Below are 19,423 nucleotides of genomic sequence, written 5' to 3'. Positions count from 1 at the left end.
CCGCCGGAGCCCCAAAGCCCGGCGGTTTTTTTTCACCTTTTTTCAATCCGAGGAGTCCACGATGAACGCCAAAACCACTGCCCCTGAGAGCTGGTATCCGAATGCCGCCGACCGTACAGGCCAGACCGACGACGAACGCATCAAGGACATCACCGTGCTCCCACCGCCAGAACATTTGATCCGATTCTTTCCCATTGCCGGCACGGCAACGGAAACCCTGATCGCCCAAACCCGCAAAGCCATTCAAAAAATCGTGCACGGCAAAGACGACCGTTTGCTGGTCATCATTGGCCCTTGCTCGATCCACGACCCGGCCGCGGCGCTGGATTACGCCCGCCGCTTGAAGCCTTTGCGCGAAAAATACGCCGACACACTCGAGATCGTGATGCGTGTGTACTTCGAAAAACCCCGCACCACCGTGGGTTGGAAGGGTCTGATCAACGACCCTTACCTGGACGAGAGTTTTCGCATCGACGAAGGTTTGCGCATCGCCCGCCAATTGCTGATTGAAATCAACCGCCAGGGCGTGCCCGCAGGCAGCGAGTTCCTGGACGTAATTTCGCCCCAATACATTGGTGACCTGATCAGCTGGGGTGCCATTGGCGCGCGCACCACCGAGAGCCAAGTGCACCGCGAACTGGCTTCGGGCCTGTCGGCACCCATCGGTTTCAAGAATGGCACCGATGGCAACATCAAAATCGCAACCGACGCGATCCAGGCCGCAGCCCGGGGCCACCACTTTTTGTCGGTCCACAAAAACGGCCAAGTCGCCATCGTGCAGACCCAGGGCAACCAGGATTGCCATGTGATTTTGCGCGGCGGCAAAGCCCCTAACTACGACGCCGACAGCGTGGCTGCGGCTTGCAAAGAACTGGAGGCCGCCAAGTTGCCCGCCACCCTGATGGTGGACTGTAGCCATGCCAACAGCAGCAAAAAGCACGAGCGTCAGATCGATGTGGCCAAAGACATTGCAGCGCAGATCAGCGGCGGCTCACGCCAGGTGTTTGGCGTCATGGTCGAAAGCCACATTGTGGACGGAGCCCAAAAGTTCACGCCCGGTCAGCACGATGTGGCGAAGCTGACCTACGGCCAGAGCATCACCGACGCCTGCATCGGCTGGGGCGACAGCGAAGGCGTGTTGCGGGTGCTGTCGGATGCGGTGAAGGCGCGTCGCGCCCGCTGAGAGAAAGGCTCAGGCGGCCAGCGCCCGCAAAAGTCGGTCGTGAATCCCGCCAAAGCCGCCGTTGCTCATGCACAGCAGGTGATCGCCTGGCCTTGCCTGGGCCAGCACTTGTGCAATGACTTCGTCTATGTTGGCACCCACTTGCGCACGCGTTCCCATGGGTTCGAGCGCTGCTGTGGCGTCCCAGCCCAGGCCCCCTGCGTGGCAAAAGGCCAGATCGGCTTCTTCCAGGCTCCAAGGCAGTTGCGCTTTCATGCTGCCCAGCTTCATGGTGTTGCTGCGCGGCTCAAAAATCGCAAGGATGCGGCCACCGCCCACCTGACGGCGCAGGCCGTTGACGGTGGTGCGGATCGCCGTGGGGTGGTGGGCAAAGTCGTCATAGACAGTCACGCCCCTGACTTGGCCGCGCACTTCCATGCGGCGCTTGACGTTTTCAAAACTGGCCAGCGCCTGTGCGGCCAAGGCTGGGTTCACCCCCACATGTTCGGCGGCAGCGATGGTCGCCAGCGCATTGAGCTGGTTGTGTACGCCCCCAATGCCCCACTGCACCTCGGCCACCGCTTTGCCTGCTTGCAAGACCTTGAATTGCGCTGGCTCGCCCTCGGCCACGAAGTCGCTCACGGCAGCACCAAACGTGCGCACTTCGCTCCAGCAGCCTTGGCCCAGCACGCGCGTCAGGCTCTCTTCCAGGCCATTGACCACCACACGACCCGAGCCCGGGACGGTGCGCACCAGGTGATGGAACTGGCGCTCGATGGCCGCCAGGTCGTCAAAAATGTCGGCGTGGTCGAATTCCAGGTTGTTCAGGATGGCGGTGCGCGGGCGGTAGTGGACAAATTTGCTGCGCTTGTCAAAAAAGGCGGTGTCGTATTCGTCGGCCTCGATGACAAAGTATTGGCCACCCCCCAGGCGGGCCGAAACGCCAAAGTTCAGCGGCACGCCGCCTACCAAAAAGCCGGGTGCGCGTCCGGCCCGTTCCAGCACCCAGGCCAGCATGGACGTGGTGGTGGTTTTGCCGTGGGTGCCCGCCACAGCCAGCACATGCTGGCCGTGCAATACATGCTCCAACAGCCATTGCGGGCCGCTGGTGTAGGGCGCGCCGGCTTCCAAAATCGCTTCCATTAACGGAAATTTGGGGTTGCCGTCGGGCAGTCGTGCGCGGCTGACCACGTTCCCGATCACGAACACATCGGGTTTCAAGGCCATTTGTTCGGTGTCAAAGCCTTCGATCAGCTCGATGCCCAATGCGCGCAATTGGTCGCTCATCGGCGGGTAAACGCCTGCATCACATCCGGTGACCCGATGCCCGGCTTCTCGCGCCAGTGCCGCCAATCCACCCATGAAGGTGCCACAAATGCCCAAAATATGAATATGCATGCCCGGATTTTAGGGGGCAGCGGCTCGGTCTCGCCTTGGCCGGGTCACAATCGGTGCCCATGAACGACCTTGCCCTTGAAATTGCCGCCACCGCCGCCCGTTTGGTGGTGGAAGAAGGCCTGGCTTTTGGTCCGGCCAAGCACCGCGCCCTCAAAGAACTGGGCCTGCCCAGCCGTACCGCATTGCCCGCCAACGACGTGGTCGAGACCGAGGTGCGCGACTACATCGCCTTGTTTTGCGCCGACACCCAGCCCGGCGAGTTGCTGGCTTTGCGTGATTTGGCAAGGGTCTGGATGCAACGCTTGGCCGAATTTCGCCCGCACTTGGGTGGTGCGGTTTGGCAAGGTTGGGCCACGCGCCTGTGCGATGTGGACCTGGCTTTGTTTTGCGATGACCCCAAATCGGCCGAGATCGCCTTGATCAACCAGAACCAACGCTACGACGTGCAAACTGCGCGGGGGCTGCACGGGGACGCTGTGGATGTGCTGAGCGTTCACATTTTTTGTGAAGCGTTGAGCGAAGATGTGGGGGTGCACCTGCGCATTTATGATCTGGACGATCTGCGTGGGGCCTTGCTGCCCGACACGCAAGGCCGCTCGCCGCGGGGGGATTTGGCGGCCTTGGAGCGCCTGCTGGCGGCATGAAAGACAATGCTGGGATGACTACTTCAAGCCATGACCCTGGGCGCCGCAATCTTTTATTGGGGGCCGGTGCGGCTGCGACTGTGGCAGGTGTGGGTCTGGCCCTTCGGCGTTTTGAACCAGAAGAGCTGAACGATGTCGTGAGTCACTCTTTCTGGGAGCAACAGTTTGAAACGACTGGGGGGGGGAGTCTGAGCATGACGCAGTTTAAAGGCCAACGGCTGTTGCTCAATTTCTGGGCCACATGGTGTCCTCCTTGCATTGAAGAATTGCCGATGATTGACGCCTTTTGGCGTGAGAACAACCGAATCGGTTATCAAGTTCTTGCTTTGGCGATAGACCAGCCCAGTGCTGTGCGTCGTTTCCTGGCTCGACATCCCTTGGCGTTCCCTGTGGGTTTGGCCGGCTTGGAGGGGACGAGTTTGGCAAAGTCTTTGGGGAATACTGTTGGTGGTTTGCCTTTTACAGTGTTTTTCAGGCCAGATGGGAGCATTTGGCGACAAAAGATGGGGCAAATCACTGCTGAAGACTTGACTCAGTGGCGTCAATCAGCGACCTGAATCGATTTTCCAACGCTTTTCTTTCTTTTGTACCTTGTTTTTTGTCGTTTGCATTTCTTTCAAGTTCGATGAAAACAAGAAAAGCCAAAATCGAAGGTTTTGCGGAAAATTAGTGTAAATTCGATCAATTACACGTGCTCAAAGCATTGGAGGATCTATGGATTTGCGCAAACTCAAAACACTGATTGACCTGGTGTCCGATTCGAACGTTTCCGAGCTGGAAATCACCGAAGCCGAAGGCAAGGTGCGTATTGTTAAAAGCATAGGGGTGACTGCGCCAGTGGTGGTGCAGCCAGCTTTGCCCGTTGTAGCGCCTCCCAATGTGGCGGCACCAACAGCCCCTGCAGTTGAAGTACCACCGGTCGCTGAGACGGCCATCGGTCATGCCGTCAAATCGCCCATGGTCGGCACTTTTTACCGCTCTTCCAGCCCCGGCTCGGCCCCTTTCATCCAGATCGGCTCGGTGGTCAAGGAGGGTGACACCCTTTGCATCATCGAGGCCATGAAGATCCTCAACGAGATCGAGTCCGACAAGGCCGGCACTGTCACGCAGATTTTGTGTGAGAACGGGCAAGCGGTTGAATACGGTCAGCCATTGTTCATCGTCGAATAAAACCACGAGGATTTCATGTTCAAGAAAATCCTGATCGCCAACCGAGGCGAGATTGCCCTGCGTATCCAGCGTGCTTGTCGCGAGCTGGGCGTCAAGGCTGTGATGGTTTATTCCGAAGCCGACAAAGAGGCCAAGTACGTGAAGCTGGCTGAAGAGGCCGTCTGTATCGGGCCCGCAGCTTCGTCATTGAGCTATCTGAACATGCCAGCCATCATTTCTGCTGCCGAAGTCACGGATGCAGAGGCGATTCACCCCGGCTATGGTTTCTTGAGTGAAAACGCCGATTTTGCTGAGCGTGTTGAGAAAAGTGGTTTCCAGTTCATTGGGCCAACCCCCGAATCCATCCGCATCATGGGGGATAAGGTCTCTGCGAAACAAGCCATGATTCGTGCTGGCGTGCCTTGCGTGCCGGGCTCCGATGGTGAGTTGCCTGATGATCCCGTGCAGGTGCGTCGCATTGCCAAGTCGGTGGGGTACCCCGTCATCATCAAAGCTGCAGGGGGTGGAGGTGGACGAGGTATGCGGGTCGTTCACACCGAGGCAGCGCTGATCAATGCGGTTCAGATGACAAAAGCGGAAGCTGGCGCGGCCTTTGGCAATCCAGCGGTTTACTTGGAAAAATTCCTGCAAAACCCGCGTCACGTTGAAATTCAGATCATTGCTGATAAGCACCGCAATGCGGTTTACCTGGGTGAGCGTGATTGCTCGATGCAGCGTCGTCACCAAAAGGTGATCGAAGAAGCGCCTGCCCCTGGCATCGCTCGAAAATTGATTGACAAGATTGGTGACCGCTGTGTTGCCGCGTGCAAAAAAATCAACTACCGTGGTGCGGGAACGTTTGAGTTCCTTTACGAAAATGGTGAGTTTTATTTCATTGAAATGAATACCCGTGTTCAGGTCGAACATCCGGTCACCGAGTGGGTAACAGGCGTGGACATCGTGAAGACCCAGATCATGGTGGCTGCGGGTGAAAAACTGCCCTTCACGCAACGTCAAATTGAGATTCGTGGCCATGCCATCGAATGTCGAATCAATGCAGAAGACCCCTTCAAATTTACCCCTTCCCCAGGGCGCGTCACCTCTTGGCATATGCCCGGTGGTCCTGGCGTTCGCGTCGATTCGCATGTGTACAACAATTACTTTGTGCCGCCCAATTACGATTCGATGATCGGCAAGCTGATTGTCCATGGCGATACCCGAGAGCAAGCTTTGGCGCGAATGCAGACGGCTCTGAATGAGACCGTGATTGAGGGGATTCAGACCAATATTCCGCTGCATCGCGAACTGATGGTGGATGCCAAGTTCATGCAAGGCGGCACCAACATCCATTATTTGGAACACTGGCTGAGCCAACATAAACGCTGAGAACCCATGTTTGAGTTGAGCCTGCTTTGCCCCGAAAACAGGGTGGATATCGTGAGCGAAGCCTTGGGTGCTCTCGATGCATTGAGCGTGTCAGTGGAAGATGCAGATGCACAAACACCAGCCGAGCAGGCCTTGTTTGGTGAGCCTGGAATGCCACCTCCAAAGGAGGGTTGGCAATGCTCGCGCATGGTGGCGTTGTTTGCTCAAGAGACCGTAGCTAAAGAAGCCGCTGTTTTGCTCACTGCTCAGGATTTCTTTGAGCATTGCGAAATTCAGGGTATCCAAGCACTGGAAGACCACGACTGGGTCCGCTTAACCCAGTCTCAGTTTGCGCCCGTTGAAGTTTTGTCCGATTTCTGGATCGTCCCGACATGGCATGAGCCGCCAGCGCAAGCTCGGCAGATCATCCGTTTGGATCCCGGGCTTGCCTTTGGTACGGGGACCCATCCGACCACGCGCATGTGTTTACGCTGGATTGCTCGTCACAATCTGCAAGGACAGCGTGTCTTGGACTATGGTTGTGGATCGGGCATCTTGGCAATAGGTGCCGCCAAATTTGGAGCGTTGGACATCGATGCAGTTGATATTGATGAAGCCGCTGTGAATGCCACGCAATTGAATGCGCTGGCCAATGGTGTGGTTTTACGTGCCGGTCTTCCCGATCAGGCGCAAGGTCATTACCAGACTGTTTTTGCGAATATTCTCGCTACTCCTCTCAGGGTACTGGCCCCATTGTTGTGCGCTCACGTTGCTTCGAGTGGATATCTGGTATTGGCTGGCATCCTTGAGCGGCAAGCCGATGAATTGGTAGCCGCTTACTCGCCGTGGATCCGTCTTGAAGTGAGCGATACCCAAGATGGGTGGATCTTGATGACAGGCGTCCTATCTGCCCCATGAGCAGGGCGCGGGTCTGACTACAATCGGGATATGTCCAGGATCATACGTTGTCCCTCTTGTGTTGCCGTCTTTAAGATTGAAGTCCAGCAACTTCAGGCTGCTTACGGATGGCTTCGCTGTGGAAAATGCCTGGAAACATTCAATGGTGCGGGTCTGGATGTGCCTGCGCCATCTGCCCCTTTCTTCAGAGACGCAGAGGATGTGGCGTTACCATCTGGTGAAGCAATTTCTGAAAAATCGACTCCACGTGTTGATTTAGAAGACTTGCTTTTGCAAGAGGACCGGTCCAGTATTGAACCAATCTCCGCGCATGGTGCCAGTGCTGAACTGATGGCGTTTTCGGACGCACTGGCGACTTTCAAGCCGGATGTGCGCCACCTTGACTCGGCCGTGCGGCCTGATATGGATAAGGCCAAAGTCCCATCGCGATTTTTTCTTTATGCCGCTATGGTTTTCACAGGTTTCTTGCTGCTGGGCCAACTGTTTCTCATTCAGCGCCACGTCATCGCAGCCTTGTGGCCTCAAAACCGGATTGTTTTGCAGCACTTGTGCCGGCCGTTCAATTGTGAGGTGAAGCCATTGCTGGATCCGCAGGCGATTGTCATGGAAGGCGATAGTTTTGAACAAAGCGGCGACGTATACGTTTTGAGTTGGTCGCTTCGTAACACGCGACCCATCGAAGTGGGCACAACTTCTTTGGAGCTTTCACTGCTGGATGAGTTCAACAATCCCATCGTACGACGTGTCTTTTCTTCTACCGAGATGAAGGCACCAGCAGTTTTGGCACCAGGTCAAGTCTGGTCAGGATCGTTGCCTCTTTTGGTAGACCGAGGTATTGTGTTTAGTCAGTATCGCCTCTTGAGCTTTTACCCTTGAGTATCCCCGGCGACCCGAGGCATAAAAAAACCCGTCACTGTAGACAGTGACGGGCTTTGTGGTGCTAACGTCAGACAGATGAATCAGGGCTTGGCGGCCGAAGGAAACGGCCATGCAGCTTGAGGATTCAGAGTCGTTTGTGCAGCAGGGGCAGCGGGTGCTTTGGATGCCTTCTTTGCAGCTGGTTTTTTGGCAGCCTTTTTTACGACAGCTTTTTTGGCTGCTGGCTTTTTGGCAGCAGTTTTCTTGGCTGCTGCTTTCTTAGCGGGTGCCGCTTTTTTAGCTGCTGGCTTTTTAGCTGCTGGCTTTTTGGCTGCTGGCTTTTTGGCTGCTGGCTTTTTAGCTGCTGGCTTTTTGGCTGCTGGCTTTTTGGCTGCTGGCTTTTTGGCTGCTGGCTTTTTGGCTGCTGGCTTTTTAGCTGCTGGCTTTTTAGCTGCTGGCTTTTTGGCTGCTGGCTTTTTAGCTGCTGGCTTTTTAGCTGCTGGCTTTTTAGCCGTTACTTTTTTAGCGGCAGGTTTCTTCGCCGCAACGGCCTTCTTTGCTGGGGCAGCTTTTTTAGCTGCTACTTTTTTTGCAGTTGCCATGATTTTCTCCTTGATCAAGTTGAGAACTCAACGGAAAGGGAACGCTTGGTGCCTGTTGGAATGCACAAAACGATCCATGGCGCTGAGTCATAACTCAACACCATGAACACAGAAAAGCCACACGGCCCATCACCAGTAGGAAATGTTGCGTGTGGCTTGAAGAGGGGTGACATTGTCGAGATATTCAGAAGATCAGTCCCAAGACAGGGCGCCGCCAGTTTGGTACTCAATGACCCGCGTTTCAAAGAAATTACGTTCTTTTTTCAGGTCAATCATCTCACTCATCCACGGGAAAGGATTCTCCTCGTTGGGGAAAAGTGCCTCCAATCCGATTTGTGTGGCTCGGCGGTTAGCGATGTATCGCAAATAACCTTTGAACATCGATGCGTTCATGCCCAGCACACCACGTGGCATGGTGTCTTCAGCATAACGGTACTCCAATTCAACGGCGTGCAAGAACAATTCCTTGATTTCCGCCCTGAACTCAGGTGTCCAAAGCTGAGGGTTTTCGTGCTTGATGGTGTTGATGAGATCAATACCGAAATTGCAATGCATGGACTCATCACGCAAGATGTACTGATATTGCTCGGCAGCACCGGTCATTTTGTTTTGGCGACCCAATGCCAAAATCTGCGTGAAACCGACATAAAAGAACAGACCTTCCATCAGGCAGGCAAAAACAATGAGCGACTTGAGTAATGTTTGGTCAGTTTGCTGAGTACCAGTCTTGAAGTTCGGATCCATGATCACGTTGATGAATGGGATCAGAAACTCATCCTTGTCGCGAATCGATTTGATTTCGTTGTAAGCGTTGAAGATTTCACTTTCATCCAAGCCCAGCGATTCCACGATGTACTGGTAAGCGTGTGTGTGAATGGCTTCTTCAAAGGCTTGCCGCAGCAAGAACTGACGGCACTCGGGAGCTGTGATGTGGCGGTACGTTCCCAGCGTGATGTTGTTAGCCGCCAGAGAGTCAGCGGTGACAAAAAAACCGAGGTTCCGTTTGACCATCCGACGCTCATCTTCGGTCAGTCCATTGGGGTCTTTCCACAAAGCGATGTCGCGGTTCATGTTCACTTCTTGCGGCATCCAGTGATTGGCGCAAGTGGCAAGGTATTTTTCCCAAGCCCATTTGTATTTGAACGGCACCAACTGGTTGACGTCGGTTTGACCGTTGATGATCCGCTTGTCTGCAGCATTCATGCGATGAGGCGCAGCTGGAGCATTGCCAGATACTGAAGACGCAGATGCAATGCCGGCAGAGGTTTGTGCGCCAGACAATGGGGGCATTGCAGGTTGCAAAGCGGGTTTGAATTGATCGTCCCAAGACAACATAAAAATTCCAATTCTCAAATTATGAAAGCATGCCAACAAAATGCAAAGCAGTGAATCACTTTATGACGAACATCTCGTGTGAAGTGTTGTTCAATTGCATCGCACAAAGTAATAAACCGCGATGCGTGATGCGCAGTTTTATTGACACGCCTCACAACCAGGATCGTCAATGGCGCAAAACTTGATGTCCGTGGCTGGCACTGCATTCATTTGTGCCTGTGCGGACGCTGCCGCGGCTTCAATGGCGCTGACACTTGCGGCAGTGGGCGTACCGGATGCGGACACAGCATTGTGTGAGCCAGCATTCACAGTCGATTTTTCGACTTGTGTAGCGCTGGATGTGCGCAAGTAGTATGTGGTTTTCAGTCCACGTAACCAGGCCAGTTTGTAGGTGTCATCCAATTTTTTGCCCGATGCCCCGGCCATGTAGATGTTGAGCGACTGGGCTTGGTCAATCCATTTCTGGCGACGTGCAGCTGCCTCCACCAACCAGGTGGTCTCGACTTCAAAGGCTGTGGCGTAAAGCGCCTTGATTTCTTGTGGCACGCGGTCGATCGGGCGCAACGAGCCATCGAAGTGCTTCAGGTCCATGACCATCACATCATCCCATAGACCCAGGCGCTTCAAGTCACGCACCAGATAGCCGTTGATCACGGTGAACTCACCAGACAGATTGGACTTGACCGACAGGTTGCCAAAGCAAGGCTCAATTGATGCATCCACGCCAATGATGTTGGAGATGGTGGCGGTGGGCGCAATCGCCACGCAGTTGGAGTTGCGCATGCCGTCCGCTTTGATTTTCTGGCGCAGAGCATCCCAATCGAGAGTGGCTGAACGATCCACTTCGACATAACCACCGCGCTCGCGCTCCAGAAGATGAAGAGTATCCAGAGGCAGGATGCCTTGATCCCACAGCGAGCCTTTGTAAGTGGCGTATTGGCCACGCTCTTTGGCCAGTTCAGTGGATGCCCAATAAGCGTAGTAGCAAATGGCTTCCATGGATTGGTCAGCAAACTCCACTGCCGCTTGTGAGGCGTAAGGAATGCGCATTTCGTACAACGAATCCTGGAAGCCCATCAGGCCCAGACCAACAGGACGGTGGCGCATATTGGAGTCACGGGCCTTTTTGACGGCGTAGTAGTTGATGTCGATCACGTTGTCCAGCATGCGCATGGCGATCGTGATGGTTTTTTTCAACTTCTCATGGTCGATGACTTTGCCATTGGCGCCTTCTTTGATATGGCGTAACAGGTTGACCGAGCCCAGGTTGCAGACAGCGGTTTCGGTGTCGCTGGTGTTGAGCGTGATTTCGGTGCACAGGTTGGACGAGTGCACCACGCCGACATGCTGCTGAGGAGAGCGCACATTGCAAGGGTCCTTGAAAGTGATCCAGGGGTGACCGGTTTCAAACAGCATGGACAGCATCTTGCGCCACAGGTCGGTAGCTGGAACAGTTTTACTGGGCTTGATCTCGCCACGCTGGGCTTTTTGCTCGTAAGTGACATAAGCTTTTTCGAAGGCCAGACCGAACAGGTCGTGCAAGTCAGGCACATCGGAAGGGGAGAAGAGGGTCCAGTTGCCTTTTTCCATCACGCGGCGCATGAACAGATCGGGAATCCAGTTGGCCGTATTCATGTCGTGCGTGCGGCGGCGGTCATCGCCGGTATTCTTGCGCAGATCCAGGAATTCTTCGATGTCCAAGTGCCAAGTTTCCAAGTAGGTGCAGACCGCACCTTTACGCTTGCCACCTTGGTTGACTGCAACGGCCGTATCGTTCACCACCTTGAGGAAGGGCACTACACCTTGCGACTCACCGTTGGTGCCTTTGATGTGTGAACCCATGGCACGTACGCGGGTCCAATCGTTGCCCAAACCGCCGGCAAACTTGGACAGCAAGGCGTTTTCCTTGATGGACTCGTAAATGCCATCCAAGTCATCGGGCACAGTGGTCAGGTAGCAGCTCGAGAGCTGTGAACGCAAAGTGCCGCTGTTGAACAGCGTGGGCGTGGAGGACATGAAGTCAAAAGACGACAGGATCTCGTAAAACTCGATAGCCCGGGCTTCGCGGTCGATTTCATTGAGCGACAGACCCATGGCCACACGCATGAAGAAGGCCTGGGGCATCTCGATGCGGGTCTTGCGGACGTGTAAAAAGTAGCGGTCGTAAAGCGTTTGCAGGCCCAGATAATCAAATTGCAAATCGCGCTCAGGCTTGAGTGCGGTGGCCAGCTTTCTGAGGTCAAACTGAAGGAGTTTTTCATCCAGCAGGTCGTTGTCCACACCTTTTTTGATGAAGCGAGGGAAGTAGTTGATGTATTCCTCGGCCATTTGTTCTTGCGACACTTCTTTGCCCAAGATTTCCTTGGCAATTGTGTGCATCAACAAACGGGCGGTCACATAGGTGTAATCTGGATCTTTTTCGATCAGCGTACGCGATGCCAGTATGGATGCTTTGTAAACCTCCTCCATCGGCACACCGTCGTAAAGGTTGCGCATGGTCTCGGTGACGATGGGGTCTGGACTCACGTCTTGACCCAGGCCGGCACAAGCTTTCACCATCAATGACTTGAGGTGATTCAGGTCCAGAGCTACGCGTTGACCTTGGTCTATTACGTGCAATGCAGGCTCTGAAGTCGCGGCTGCAAATTGCTGAGTTTGCTGGGCGCGTTCTTGGGTGCGGCGCTCGCGGTAAAGCACATAAGCACGTGCGACTTCGTGGTTGCTGCTGCGCATCAAGCCCAGCTCAACCTGGTCCTGCACATCTTCAATGTGGAAGGTGCCACCGCCCGGACGTGAGCGCATCAGTGCCCGCACCACGTTTTGCGTCAATTCTTCCACCACTTCCCGTACGCTGGCAGACGCAGCACCTTGGGTGCCATGGACAGCCAGAAATGCTTTCATCAAAGCGACTGCAATTTTGTTGGGCTGAAAAGGCACAACGGCGCCGTTACGGCGAATGATTTGGTACTGATTGAGGTGGTGAGCAGACGGTTGGCCAGTCCGGTCGGAGAAGGGGGTAGGCATCAGGCCGGTGGAAGCGGAGGGGGCGTTGAGGTCTGTGTGCATGGTTTTCTTCTAATTTGTGGTGTGTAGTGGTGGGGTAACGGGTGCTTGCAATTTGGATTCGTTCAACTCTGCAGATTTCTGAAAGACACTATATCTGGTGTCTGCGACCCTTGCAAGCCACTACAGGTAGTGTACTGGTGGTTTTTGACCTCAATGCTTAAAGTTTCGCAACAACGTCATCAATGTGCTGTTCTGAAACGCTGAAAAGACCGTTTGGAGGCGAATTGGAAACAGCCTTTTGGGATTCAGATCCAAGAGCCATGCGTTGTTTGAGGGGTTTTGCCCTTGAAGACCTAGCTGGCTTGCGATTTGGATTTCTGGACAGTGATTTAAATTGAGGAAGCCACCTGGAAACCAGAAATTTCTCTGATTGTCGTTTTATATTCCTAGGGAAAGTACGAGGCAGGCCAATCCAGCAGTTGTCTCAACCGTCCCCACGAAAAACCCGGCCCAGGATCTTGCTTGCGGTCTGGGGCAATGTGTTCGTGCCCCGCCAAATGGGCAATCGGGTAACGTTTGCGCAAGTCATGGCAAAGACTGGCCAGTTGCACATATTGGGCATTTTCGAATACATCGCCTTCCAACCCTTCCAGCTCAATACCGACAGAGTCGTCATTGCATTGTGAGCGGCCACGGTACATTGACTGTCCTGCGTGCCAAGCCCTGTCGTCGGCACTGACAAATTGAAGCAATGCGCCATCGCGCCGTATAAAAAAGTGTGCTGACACCTGCGCCCCCCTGATTTGCTTGAAATATGGGTGAGCATCCCAATCCAGTTGGTTAGTGAAGAGTGCCTGCACCTCTGGCCCGCCATATTGGCCTGGCGGCAGGCTGATCGAGTGAAGCACCAGCAAGTCAATGCATGCACCTTGAGGTCTGGGTCCAAAATTGGGGGAGTCCCATCTTAGGGCGGGCGAGTACCAGCCCTCTTGCCATAAATCTGTGCATTCAGCGGGTCGGTTTGACATGGATCATAGAAGGTGGGGTGGTTGTGTGATCGACTTGGAAAAAATGGCTCAAGCCAAGCATTGGCAAGGGGTTGAGGACTTAAGCCGGGTTGCGGTCCTCGGCGGCAGTGCGGTGTTCAGTGCTGCAGTAAACGTCTTTTTCGCCAATCACGGCCTCATCCTGAGGCAAGTGCAATCCACAGTGGGCGCAACTCACCATGTTTGAGGGGCGCTTGGATGGTTTTGCGGGGCTTGCACTGGCGTCTTTGGCCTTGCGACTTCGTTTGAATGCCCAGACGGCCACCAAAACAACCAGTAGCCAGATCAGGTATTTCATCCGGCCCGCCCAATTAAGACTTCCATGACAAACCGTGAGCCAGCGTAGGACAGCAGCAGCAGGCCAGCGCCAATATAAAGCACGCGCACAGCCCTGCGACCGCGCCAACCCCATTGGCTGCGTCCAACCAACAAAGTGGCAAAGGTGATCCAAGACAACACTGCAAACACCCGTTTGTGATCCCAGCGCCATTCGGTGTGGTTCTGACCATAAAGTACTTCGCCAAACAAGGCCCCAGCCACCAAAGTCGCGGTTAACAGGAAAAAGCCAGCGGTCACAAAGCGGAAGGTCAGGCGCTCCAGTGTCAACAGCGGCAGACCGCTCGAGCCTTCTTGAGCCTGGCGAATGTCATGTTCCGTGCGGGTCATCATCCAGGCGTGCACCACCGCAGCGGCAAACATGCCATAAGCCGACAAACCCAGGGCAAAGTGAAGGGGCAACCAGGCCGATGCCTGGGTGGTGAGCAAGGCTCCTGGAAACACCCAGGCCAGCACCACGGTGACCGCCCCCAGGCCGCCCACGGCCCAGCGGGCCCTGAGTTTGGGGAAAAACTGGGTCTCGATCATGTAAGCCAACACCACCAGCCAGGCGGTGACCGACAAAGCCGGGGCAAAACCGAAGCGCGCCGGCCCCATCAGCAGCACCAGCAAGCTGATGGCGTGTAAAACCCAAGCCAGCCAAAGCAGGCGGCGTGCGTTCACAACACTCAGGTGGCGGGGCACCAGAGCGGGCAAGGCATAGGCCAGGGCTGCCAATGCCGAGAAGGGCAACGTCCACAAAGGTGCACTCGCTAAAATCATGGTACCGAGTTTAGCCTTTCAGGCGCTGCCGCTGGGGCTTCGCCATCAAGCTCTCACGGTTTTTTCTGGATTTCCCCCATGGCCTCCGCCCTGACCGACAAACTCTCACGCCTCGTCAAGACCCTCAGCGGGCAGGCCCGCATCACCGAGTCGAACGTGGCCGACATGCTGCGCGAGGTGCGCATGGCCTTGCTCGAAGCCGACGTGGCTTTGCCTGTGGTGCGCGATTTCATTGCCCGGGTGAAAGAAAAAGCCTTGGGCCAAGAAGTCATGGGTTCTTTGAAGCCCGGACAGGCCTTGGTGGGTGTGGTCAACCGCGAGTTGGCGGCCACCATGGGCGAGGGCGTGTCGGACATCAACCTGGCGGCGCAGCCGCCTGCTGTGATCTTGATGGCCGGTTTGCAAGGGGCCGGTAAAACCACCACCACCGCCAAGCTGGCCAAACACCTGATCGAAAAGCGCAAAAAGAAAGTGCTCACCGTCTCGGGTGACGTGTACCGCCCTGCGGCGATTGAGCAGCTCAAGACGGTGACCGCGCAAGCTGGTGCCGAATGGTTTCCCAGCTCGCCCGACCAAAAGCCCATCGACATCGCGCGTGCCGCCATCGACTACGCCCGCAAACATTTCTTTGACGTGTTGCTCGTCGACACCGCGGGTCGCTTGGCGATTGACGAAGCCCTGATGGCCGAAATCAAGGCCTTGCACGCCGAATTGAAGCCTGTTGAAACCCTGTTCGTGGTGGATGCCATGCAAGGCCAGGACGCGGCCAATACCGCCAAGGCGTTCAGCGAGGCTTTGCCTTTGACGGGCATTGTGCTCACAAAACTGGACGGCGACTCACGCGGTGGCGCGGCCCTGTCGGTGCGCCAGATCACGGGCGTGCCGATCAAGTTTGCCGGTACCAGTGAAAAAATCGATGGTCTGGAAGTGTTCGATGCCGAGCGCCACGCGGGCCGGGTGCTGGGCATGGGCGACATCGTGGCCCTGGTCGAGCAGGTCACTGCAGGTGTGGACATGGAAGCCGCGCAAAAATTGGCCGCCAAGGTCAAGAGCGGTGGCGGCTTTGATCTGAACGACTTTTTGGCGCAGATCCAGCAGATGAAGCAAATGGGCGGGCTGTCAAGCCTGATGGACAAGTTGCCCAGCCAGATGACCGCCAAGGCAGCGTCCATGGACATGGACAAGGTCGAAAAAGACATCGGCCGCAAGCAGGGCATCATTCACAGCATGACGCCCAAAGAGCGCAGCAAGCCTGAATTGATCAAGGCCACGCGCAAGCGCCGCATCGCAGCGGGCGCGGGCGTTCAGGTGCAAGACGTCAATCGCATGCTCAAGGAGTTCGAGCAGATGCAGGACATGATGAAAAAAATGTCCGGCGGCGGCATGATGAAAATGATGAAGCGCATGGGGGCCATGAAAGGCATGATGGGCGGCGGCGGTGGCTTTCCTGGTATGCCGCGCTGAACTTCTCTTGCAGGTCTGGCCTTCAGGTCCGACATGGTGGGTTTGGTGCAGGTTTCATGTCGGGGCTCAAGCCGCCGACCTGCTCAAAACCTTTTCAATACTGGCTCTCGGGCAGCGTGACCTGCAGACCGTCCAGCTCTGGGGTCAGCACGATCTGGCACGACAGGCGACTGCCCGGCTCACGCGCTTGGGCGGTGAAGGTCAACATGCCGTCTTCATCGCTACCCATCGGCGGCAGCTGCTTCACCCAATCTTCATGCACCACCACATGGCAGGTGGCGCAGGTCAACAGCCCGCCGCAATCGGCCTGGATACCTGACACATTGGTGTCGACAGCGGCTTGCATCAGGCTTTGCCCAGAATGGGCTTGCAGTGTGATCGGGGCTTGTGCGGGGTCGTGGGCTTGCAGGTGGATCGTGATCATCTTCAATGCAGCGCGCTCAAACGCGGGCTTTCAATGGGTTGTTAAATTCGGCCGAAGTATTCGCGCTTGTGAAACTCCGTCGCATCTTCGGCCTGGGTCAAGCGCCGGTGCTCGGCCAGTTTGATGGTGCTGTAGTAATCCACCAAGGGCTGCCCCATGGCCTGGCTCAAAGCGCTATCGGCTTGCAACGCCTGCACCGCATCGGCCAAAGACGTTGGGATGGATACAGCCCCTGGGGCATAAGGTGTTTCGGTGGCTGGCGGCGCTTGCAGCTGTGCGTCCGCCCCGTCAAGCCCAGCGTGAATTTGCGAGGCCATGTAGAGATAAGGGTTGGCCGCAGGCTCGCCCAGGCGGTTTTCAATGCGGGTGGCGCTGTCACCCGGCGCGCCGATGACGCGCAGCATCGCGCCCCGGTTGTCACGGCCCCACAAAATCGACTGCGGTGCCATCGCGTTGGGCCGAAAGCGCCCATAGCCATTGGTGGTGCTGGTGCACAAGGCGGTGAGCGCCGGGGCGTGCGCCAGCAGTCCGGCCAGCCAGAGCGCGCCCGCATCGCTCAGCACTTGCCGGGCTTCGCGTGAACTGCTGCCGGGGGCCAGATCTTCGCGCATGAACACGTTGCGCCCTGTGGCCAATTCACAAACCGATTGGTGAAGGTGCCAGCCGCTCGACATGATGTGTTCAAACGGCGGTCGGCACATGAAGGTGGCGTGGTAACCGGCGCGGCGCAGGGCTTGGCGTGTGGCGTTGCGAAACAGCACCATCTGGTCGGCGGCCGTGAGCGCATCGCTCACATCAAACACCGCTTCGACCTGGCTGGGGCCGAGTTCGATTTCGAGCGAGATCAGCGGCAGGCCCAGCGCCTGCGCGGTGCGCTGCACGATGCGCAGCGGCTCTTCGGCCCGGTCCATCCAGCCTTCGGTCAGCAGGTTGTAGCCAGGGTGGATCAGGCTGACTTCGGGCGCGGGACCGGGCCATGCGGCGCGATCCGGGTCCAGGTCTGGCCCGTGCAGCGGGTCTTTGAGGCGGTAGATGTGGAATTCGACTTCGAGCCCGCAGCGCATCTGCCAGCCGCGTTCGGCCAGGCGCTGCACGGCTTGCTGCAGCACATGGCGCGAATCGAGCGGCACGATGCGCCCGTCGGCCAAGTAGGGCTGGCACTGGAGCCAACCGGTCTTGTCGGTCCAAGGCAGCACCTGCCAGCTGGCCGGGTCGGGCATGAGGGTGAAATTGCTGGCCCCGGCAAAGCCAGGCAGGGTGTCTTCAATGCCCGACTCGAACACTTTGAAGGCGGTGCGGTCCGAACTGTCTTTGAGCAGCAAGGTGCTGACCATGCCGATGCCGTTGGCCAGCGCTTGGCGCAGTTGCGAGGCCACGAGGGTCTTGCCGCGCACCACGCCATGCAGGTCGCACCAGCCCAAGCGGATCAGGTCGATACCAGAGGCCTCCACCTGCCGCACCAATTGCTCACAAGCCGCCTGGCGTTTGCGGCTGTGTAGGCCGCAGCGTTCAGCGAAGCTCATGCTGCGCTCGAGTCGGCTGGGGTGGGCGCATGGCCCGGCAGGGCGGCATCCCACGGCGCACCGCTGCGTTTGGCAGCGCAGGCCTCGCGCCACCACTGCGGCCATTGCCCGCTGGGAGCGATGCCGTCCACAGTGTCCGGCCCGATGCGCTGGCCGGCCACGGCGCCCTGCGCAAAGCCGGGCGGCGAGCCCCCGGCCTGCACCGTCTCGATGGCTTTGAGCAAGATGCGGCGGTTGGCCATGATGACCTTGTCGCTGGTGCCCAGGTGCTCGCGGGTGCGGTCTTGTATCGCGCCCATGCTCTCGCAGGCCCACTGGTCGTGCACGTTGATGTCGTCTTCGCCCATGCCCAAGTAGGTGCGCGAGACTTGTTCTTCGGGGTTGAAGCCCCAGTGGTTGTGCTTGCCCGCTTTGGGGATGTAGTCGGGCAAGGTGACCGAGGGCAGGCGCTGGTTGCGCATGGCCTCTTTGTCCACCGGCCCGGCAAAGCTGGTGAACACCGAATACCAATAGGTGTGGGTGTCGTCCACCGGCACATGCATCTGCGTGATGGTCATGGTCTCCGACAGCGGAATCACAAAGGTGTGCGGGAACAGCGCATTCGTCACCCGCACATGCGTGAGCGCCTCGTTGATCGGGCGCAGGGCCGTCAGGCGCAGGCCGGCATCGGTGGGCTCGAATGAAATCTCGGGCTGGTCCAGTTCGCGCATCACCCGCGTCATGGGCCAGCGCTCGCCTTGCACATCGCCCGCGCTCGCACCACGGAATTGGCGACCATAGCTGCCTTCGAGCGACTCATCATTGAAAAAGCGGTGCAGGTACGACGCGTGTGCCGGGTCAATGCCCACCTCAAACGCCTGCAACCAGTTGCAATGCCACAGCCCTTTGAAGGCGAAGGTGTGGGTGGCCGGGGCGCTGAAAGCATCAATACCAGGGAGCGGCGGCGGTGTCTGGCCTTCGGGGCCGAACCAGCCAAACACAATGCCGCTGCGCTCGATCAGCGGATAGCTGCGCTGGCGCACACGCTTGCACAGCGTGCTGCCGGAGGGCTCGGCAGGTGTTTCGATGCACTGGCCCGTGACGTCAAACTTCCAGCCATGAAAAGGGCAACGCAGGCCATCGCCTTCGTTGCGGCCAAAGGCCAGGTCGGCCCCACGGTGCGGGCAGTCACGGTCCAGCAAACCATAGTCGCCCTGCGCGTTGCGAAACAACACCAGGTCTTGGCCCAGAATGCGCACGGCTTTCACGGGGCGAATCGCCATCCGCGGGTCGAGCGCGGGGTTGAATTCGTCCACCAGGGCGACGGGCTGCCAATAGTGGCGCATCACCGCACCGCACGGCGTGCCTGGGCCAATGCGGGTGATGAGTTCGTTCTGTTCAGCTTTCATGGAGGCCTCTGGCTTGCGCCGTGTATCTGCCGTTGGCGTGTAC

At 57.0% G+C, this 19,423-nt stretch carries 18 protein-coding genes; 8 read left to right on the top strand and 10 right to left on the bottom strand.

From position 1 onward, the window contains the following. Positions 1-61: 61 nt before the first annotated feature. Entirely contained in the window at positions 62-1,183 is a 1,122-nt protein-coding gene (locus HEQ17_RS10930; protein WP_296292775.1) for a 3-deoxy-7-phosphoheptulonate synthase, read from the top strand. Positions 1,184-1,192: 9 nt separating this feature from the next. On the opposite strand, the gene mpl is transcribed toward HEQ17_RS10930, so the two are convergent. Then, positions 1,193-2,560, bottom strand: coding sequence for a UDP-N-acetylmuramate:L-alanyl-gamma-D-glutamyl-meso-diaminopimelate ligase (mpl, locus tag HEQ17_RS10925; RefSeq protein WP_296292774.1), 1,368 nt, complete (start codon positions 2,558-2,560; stop codon positions 1,193-1,195). A gap of 59 nt (positions 2,561-2,619) precedes the next feature. Here mpl and HEQ17_RS10920 point away from each other — a divergent pair, with 59 nt between their 5' ends. The 6 genes from HEQ17_RS10920 to HEQ17_RS10895 all read left to right on the top strand — a co-directional run bounded on the left by HEQ17_RS10920 (position 2,620) and on the right by HEQ17_RS10895 (position 7,512). Continuing rightward, a complete protein-coding gene (locus HEQ17_RS10920; RefSeq protein WP_296292772.1) occupies positions 2,620-3,204 on the top strand; it encodes a hypothetical protein in 585 nt (194 codons plus the stop codon). Further along, positions 3,201-3,761, top strand: a complete 561-nt coding sequence (locus tag HEQ17_RS10915) for a TlpA disulfide reductase family protein (protein ID WP_296292771.1) — start codon at positions 3,201-3,203, stop codon at positions 3,759-3,761. Before HEQ17_RS10920 ends, HEQ17_RS10915 begins: the two co-directional genes overlap by 4 nt. Before the next feature lie 157 nt (positions 3,762-3,918). Continuing rightward, positions 3,919-4,374: an acetyl-CoA carboxylase biotin carboxyl carrier protein gene (gene accB, locus HEQ17_RS10910; protein WP_296292770.1), complete on the top strand. Its 456-nt coding sequence runs from the start codon at positions 3,919-3,921 to the stop codon at positions 4,372-4,374. 15 nt (positions 4,375-4,389) lie between these two features. Next, a complete protein-coding gene (accC, locus tag HEQ17_RS10905; protein WP_296292769.1) occupies positions 4,390-5,739 on the top strand; it encodes an acetyl-CoA carboxylase biotin carboxylase subunit in 1,350 nt (449 codons plus the stop codon). A 6-nt stretch (positions 5,740-5,745) separates the two neighbouring features. After that, positions 5,746-6,636 (top strand): 50S ribosomal protein L11 methyltransferase, encoded by an 891-nt coding sequence (prmA, locus tag HEQ17_RS10900; RefSeq protein WP_296292768.1) that lies wholly within the window; start codon positions 5,746-5,748, stop codon positions 6,634-6,636. A 30-nt stretch (positions 6,637-6,666) separates the two neighbouring features. Beyond that, positions 6,667-7,512 (top strand): zinc-ribbon and DUF3426 domain-containing protein, encoded by an 846-nt coding sequence (locus HEQ17_RS10895; RefSeq protein ID WP_296292767.1) that lies wholly within the window; start codon positions 6,667-6,669, stop codon positions 7,510-7,512. Between the two features lie 83 nt (positions 7,513-7,595). On the opposite strand, the gene HEQ17_RS10890 is transcribed toward HEQ17_RS10895, so the two are convergent. The 6 genes from HEQ17_RS10890 to ccsA all read right to left on the bottom strand — a co-directional run bounded on the left by HEQ17_RS10890 (position 7,596) and on the right by ccsA (position 14,581). Then, positions 7,596-8,096: a histone H1-like DNA-binding protein gene (locus HEQ17_RS10890; RefSeq protein ID WP_296293735.1), complete on the bottom strand. Its 501-nt coding sequence runs from the start codon at positions 8,094-8,096 to the stop codon at positions 7,596-7,598. Between the two features lie 192 nt (positions 8,097-8,288). Next, the gene (locus HEQ17_RS10885) at positions 8,289-9,431 is read right to left on the bottom strand and encodes a ribonucleotide-diphosphate reductase subunit beta (RefSeq protein ID WP_296293734.1); all 1,143 of its coding nucleotides are present in this window, start codon (positions 9,429-9,431) and stop codon (positions 8,289-8,291) included. Positions 9,432-9,569: 138 nt separating this feature from the next. Next, the gene (locus HEQ17_RS10880; protein ID WP_296293733.1) at positions 9,570-12,455 is read right to left on the bottom strand and encodes a ribonucleoside-diphosphate reductase subunit alpha; all 2,886 of its coding nucleotides are present in this window, start codon (positions 12,453-12,455) and stop codon (positions 9,570-9,572) included. Between the two features lie 428 nt (positions 12,456-12,883). After that, a complete protein-coding gene (gene ampD, locus HEQ17_RS10875; RefSeq protein ID WP_296292766.1) occupies positions 12,884-13,465 on the bottom strand; it encodes a 1,6-anhydro-N-acetylmuramyl-L-alanine amidase AmpD in 582 nt (193 codons plus the stop codon). A 79-nt stretch (positions 13,466-13,544) separates the two neighbouring features. Then, entirely contained in the window at positions 13,545-13,781 is a 237-nt protein-coding gene (locus HEQ17_RS10870) for a PP0621 family protein (RefSeq protein WP_296292765.1), read from the bottom strand. Further along, positions 13,778-14,581: a cytochrome c biogenesis protein CcsA gene (gene ccsA, locus HEQ17_RS10865; protein ID WP_296292764.1), complete on the bottom strand. Its 804-nt coding sequence runs from the start codon at positions 14,579-14,581 to the stop codon at positions 13,778-13,780. Before ccsA ends, HEQ17_RS10870 begins: the two co-directional genes overlap by 4 nt. A gap of 78 nt (positions 14,582-14,659) precedes the next feature. On the opposite strand from ccsA, the gene ffh reads away from it, so the two are divergent. After that, positions 14,660-16,045 carry a signal recognition particle protein gene (gene ffh, locus HEQ17_RS10860; protein ID WP_296292763.1) on the top strand — a complete coding sequence of 462 codons (1,386 nt, stop codon included), beginning with the start codon at positions 14,660-14,662 and terminating at the stop codon, positions 16,043-16,045. 94 nt (positions 16,046-16,139) lie between these two features. On the opposite strand, the gene HEQ17_RS10855 is transcribed toward ffh, so the two are convergent. Genes HEQ17_RS10855 through HEQ17_RS10845 form a run of 3 tightly spaced genes read right to left on the bottom strand, consistent with a single transcriptional unit; the run spans position 16,140 to position 19,380 of the window. Beyond that, entirely contained in the window at positions 16,140-16,469 is a 330-nt protein-coding gene (locus tag HEQ17_RS10855) for a 2Fe-2S iron-sulfur cluster-binding protein (RefSeq protein ID WP_296292762.1), read from the bottom strand. Between the two features lie 41 nt (positions 16,470-16,510). After that, positions 16,511-17,992 (bottom strand): glutamine synthetase family protein, encoded by a 1,482-nt coding sequence (locus HEQ17_RS10850; protein ID WP_296292760.1) that lies wholly within the window; start codon positions 17,990-17,992, stop codon positions 16,511-16,513. Then, a complete protein-coding gene (locus HEQ17_RS10845; RefSeq protein WP_296292759.1) occupies positions 17,989-19,380 on the bottom strand; it encodes an aromatic ring-hydroxylating dioxygenase subunit alpha in 1,392 nt (463 codons plus the stop codon). The genes HEQ17_RS10850 and HEQ17_RS10845 overlap by 4 nt, the downstream gene beginning before the upstream one ends. Positions 19,381-19,423: the final 43 nt, after the last annotated feature.

The sequence above is a fragment of the Limnohabitans sp. genome (genome assembly GCF_023910625.1).
Lineage (GTDB): Bacteria > Pseudomonadota > Gammaproteobacteria > Burkholderiales > Burkholderiaceae_C > Limnohabitans_A.
Note: the sequence above shows the minus strand (reverse complement) of the source record. Positions and strands in the feature narration are given on the sequence as shown.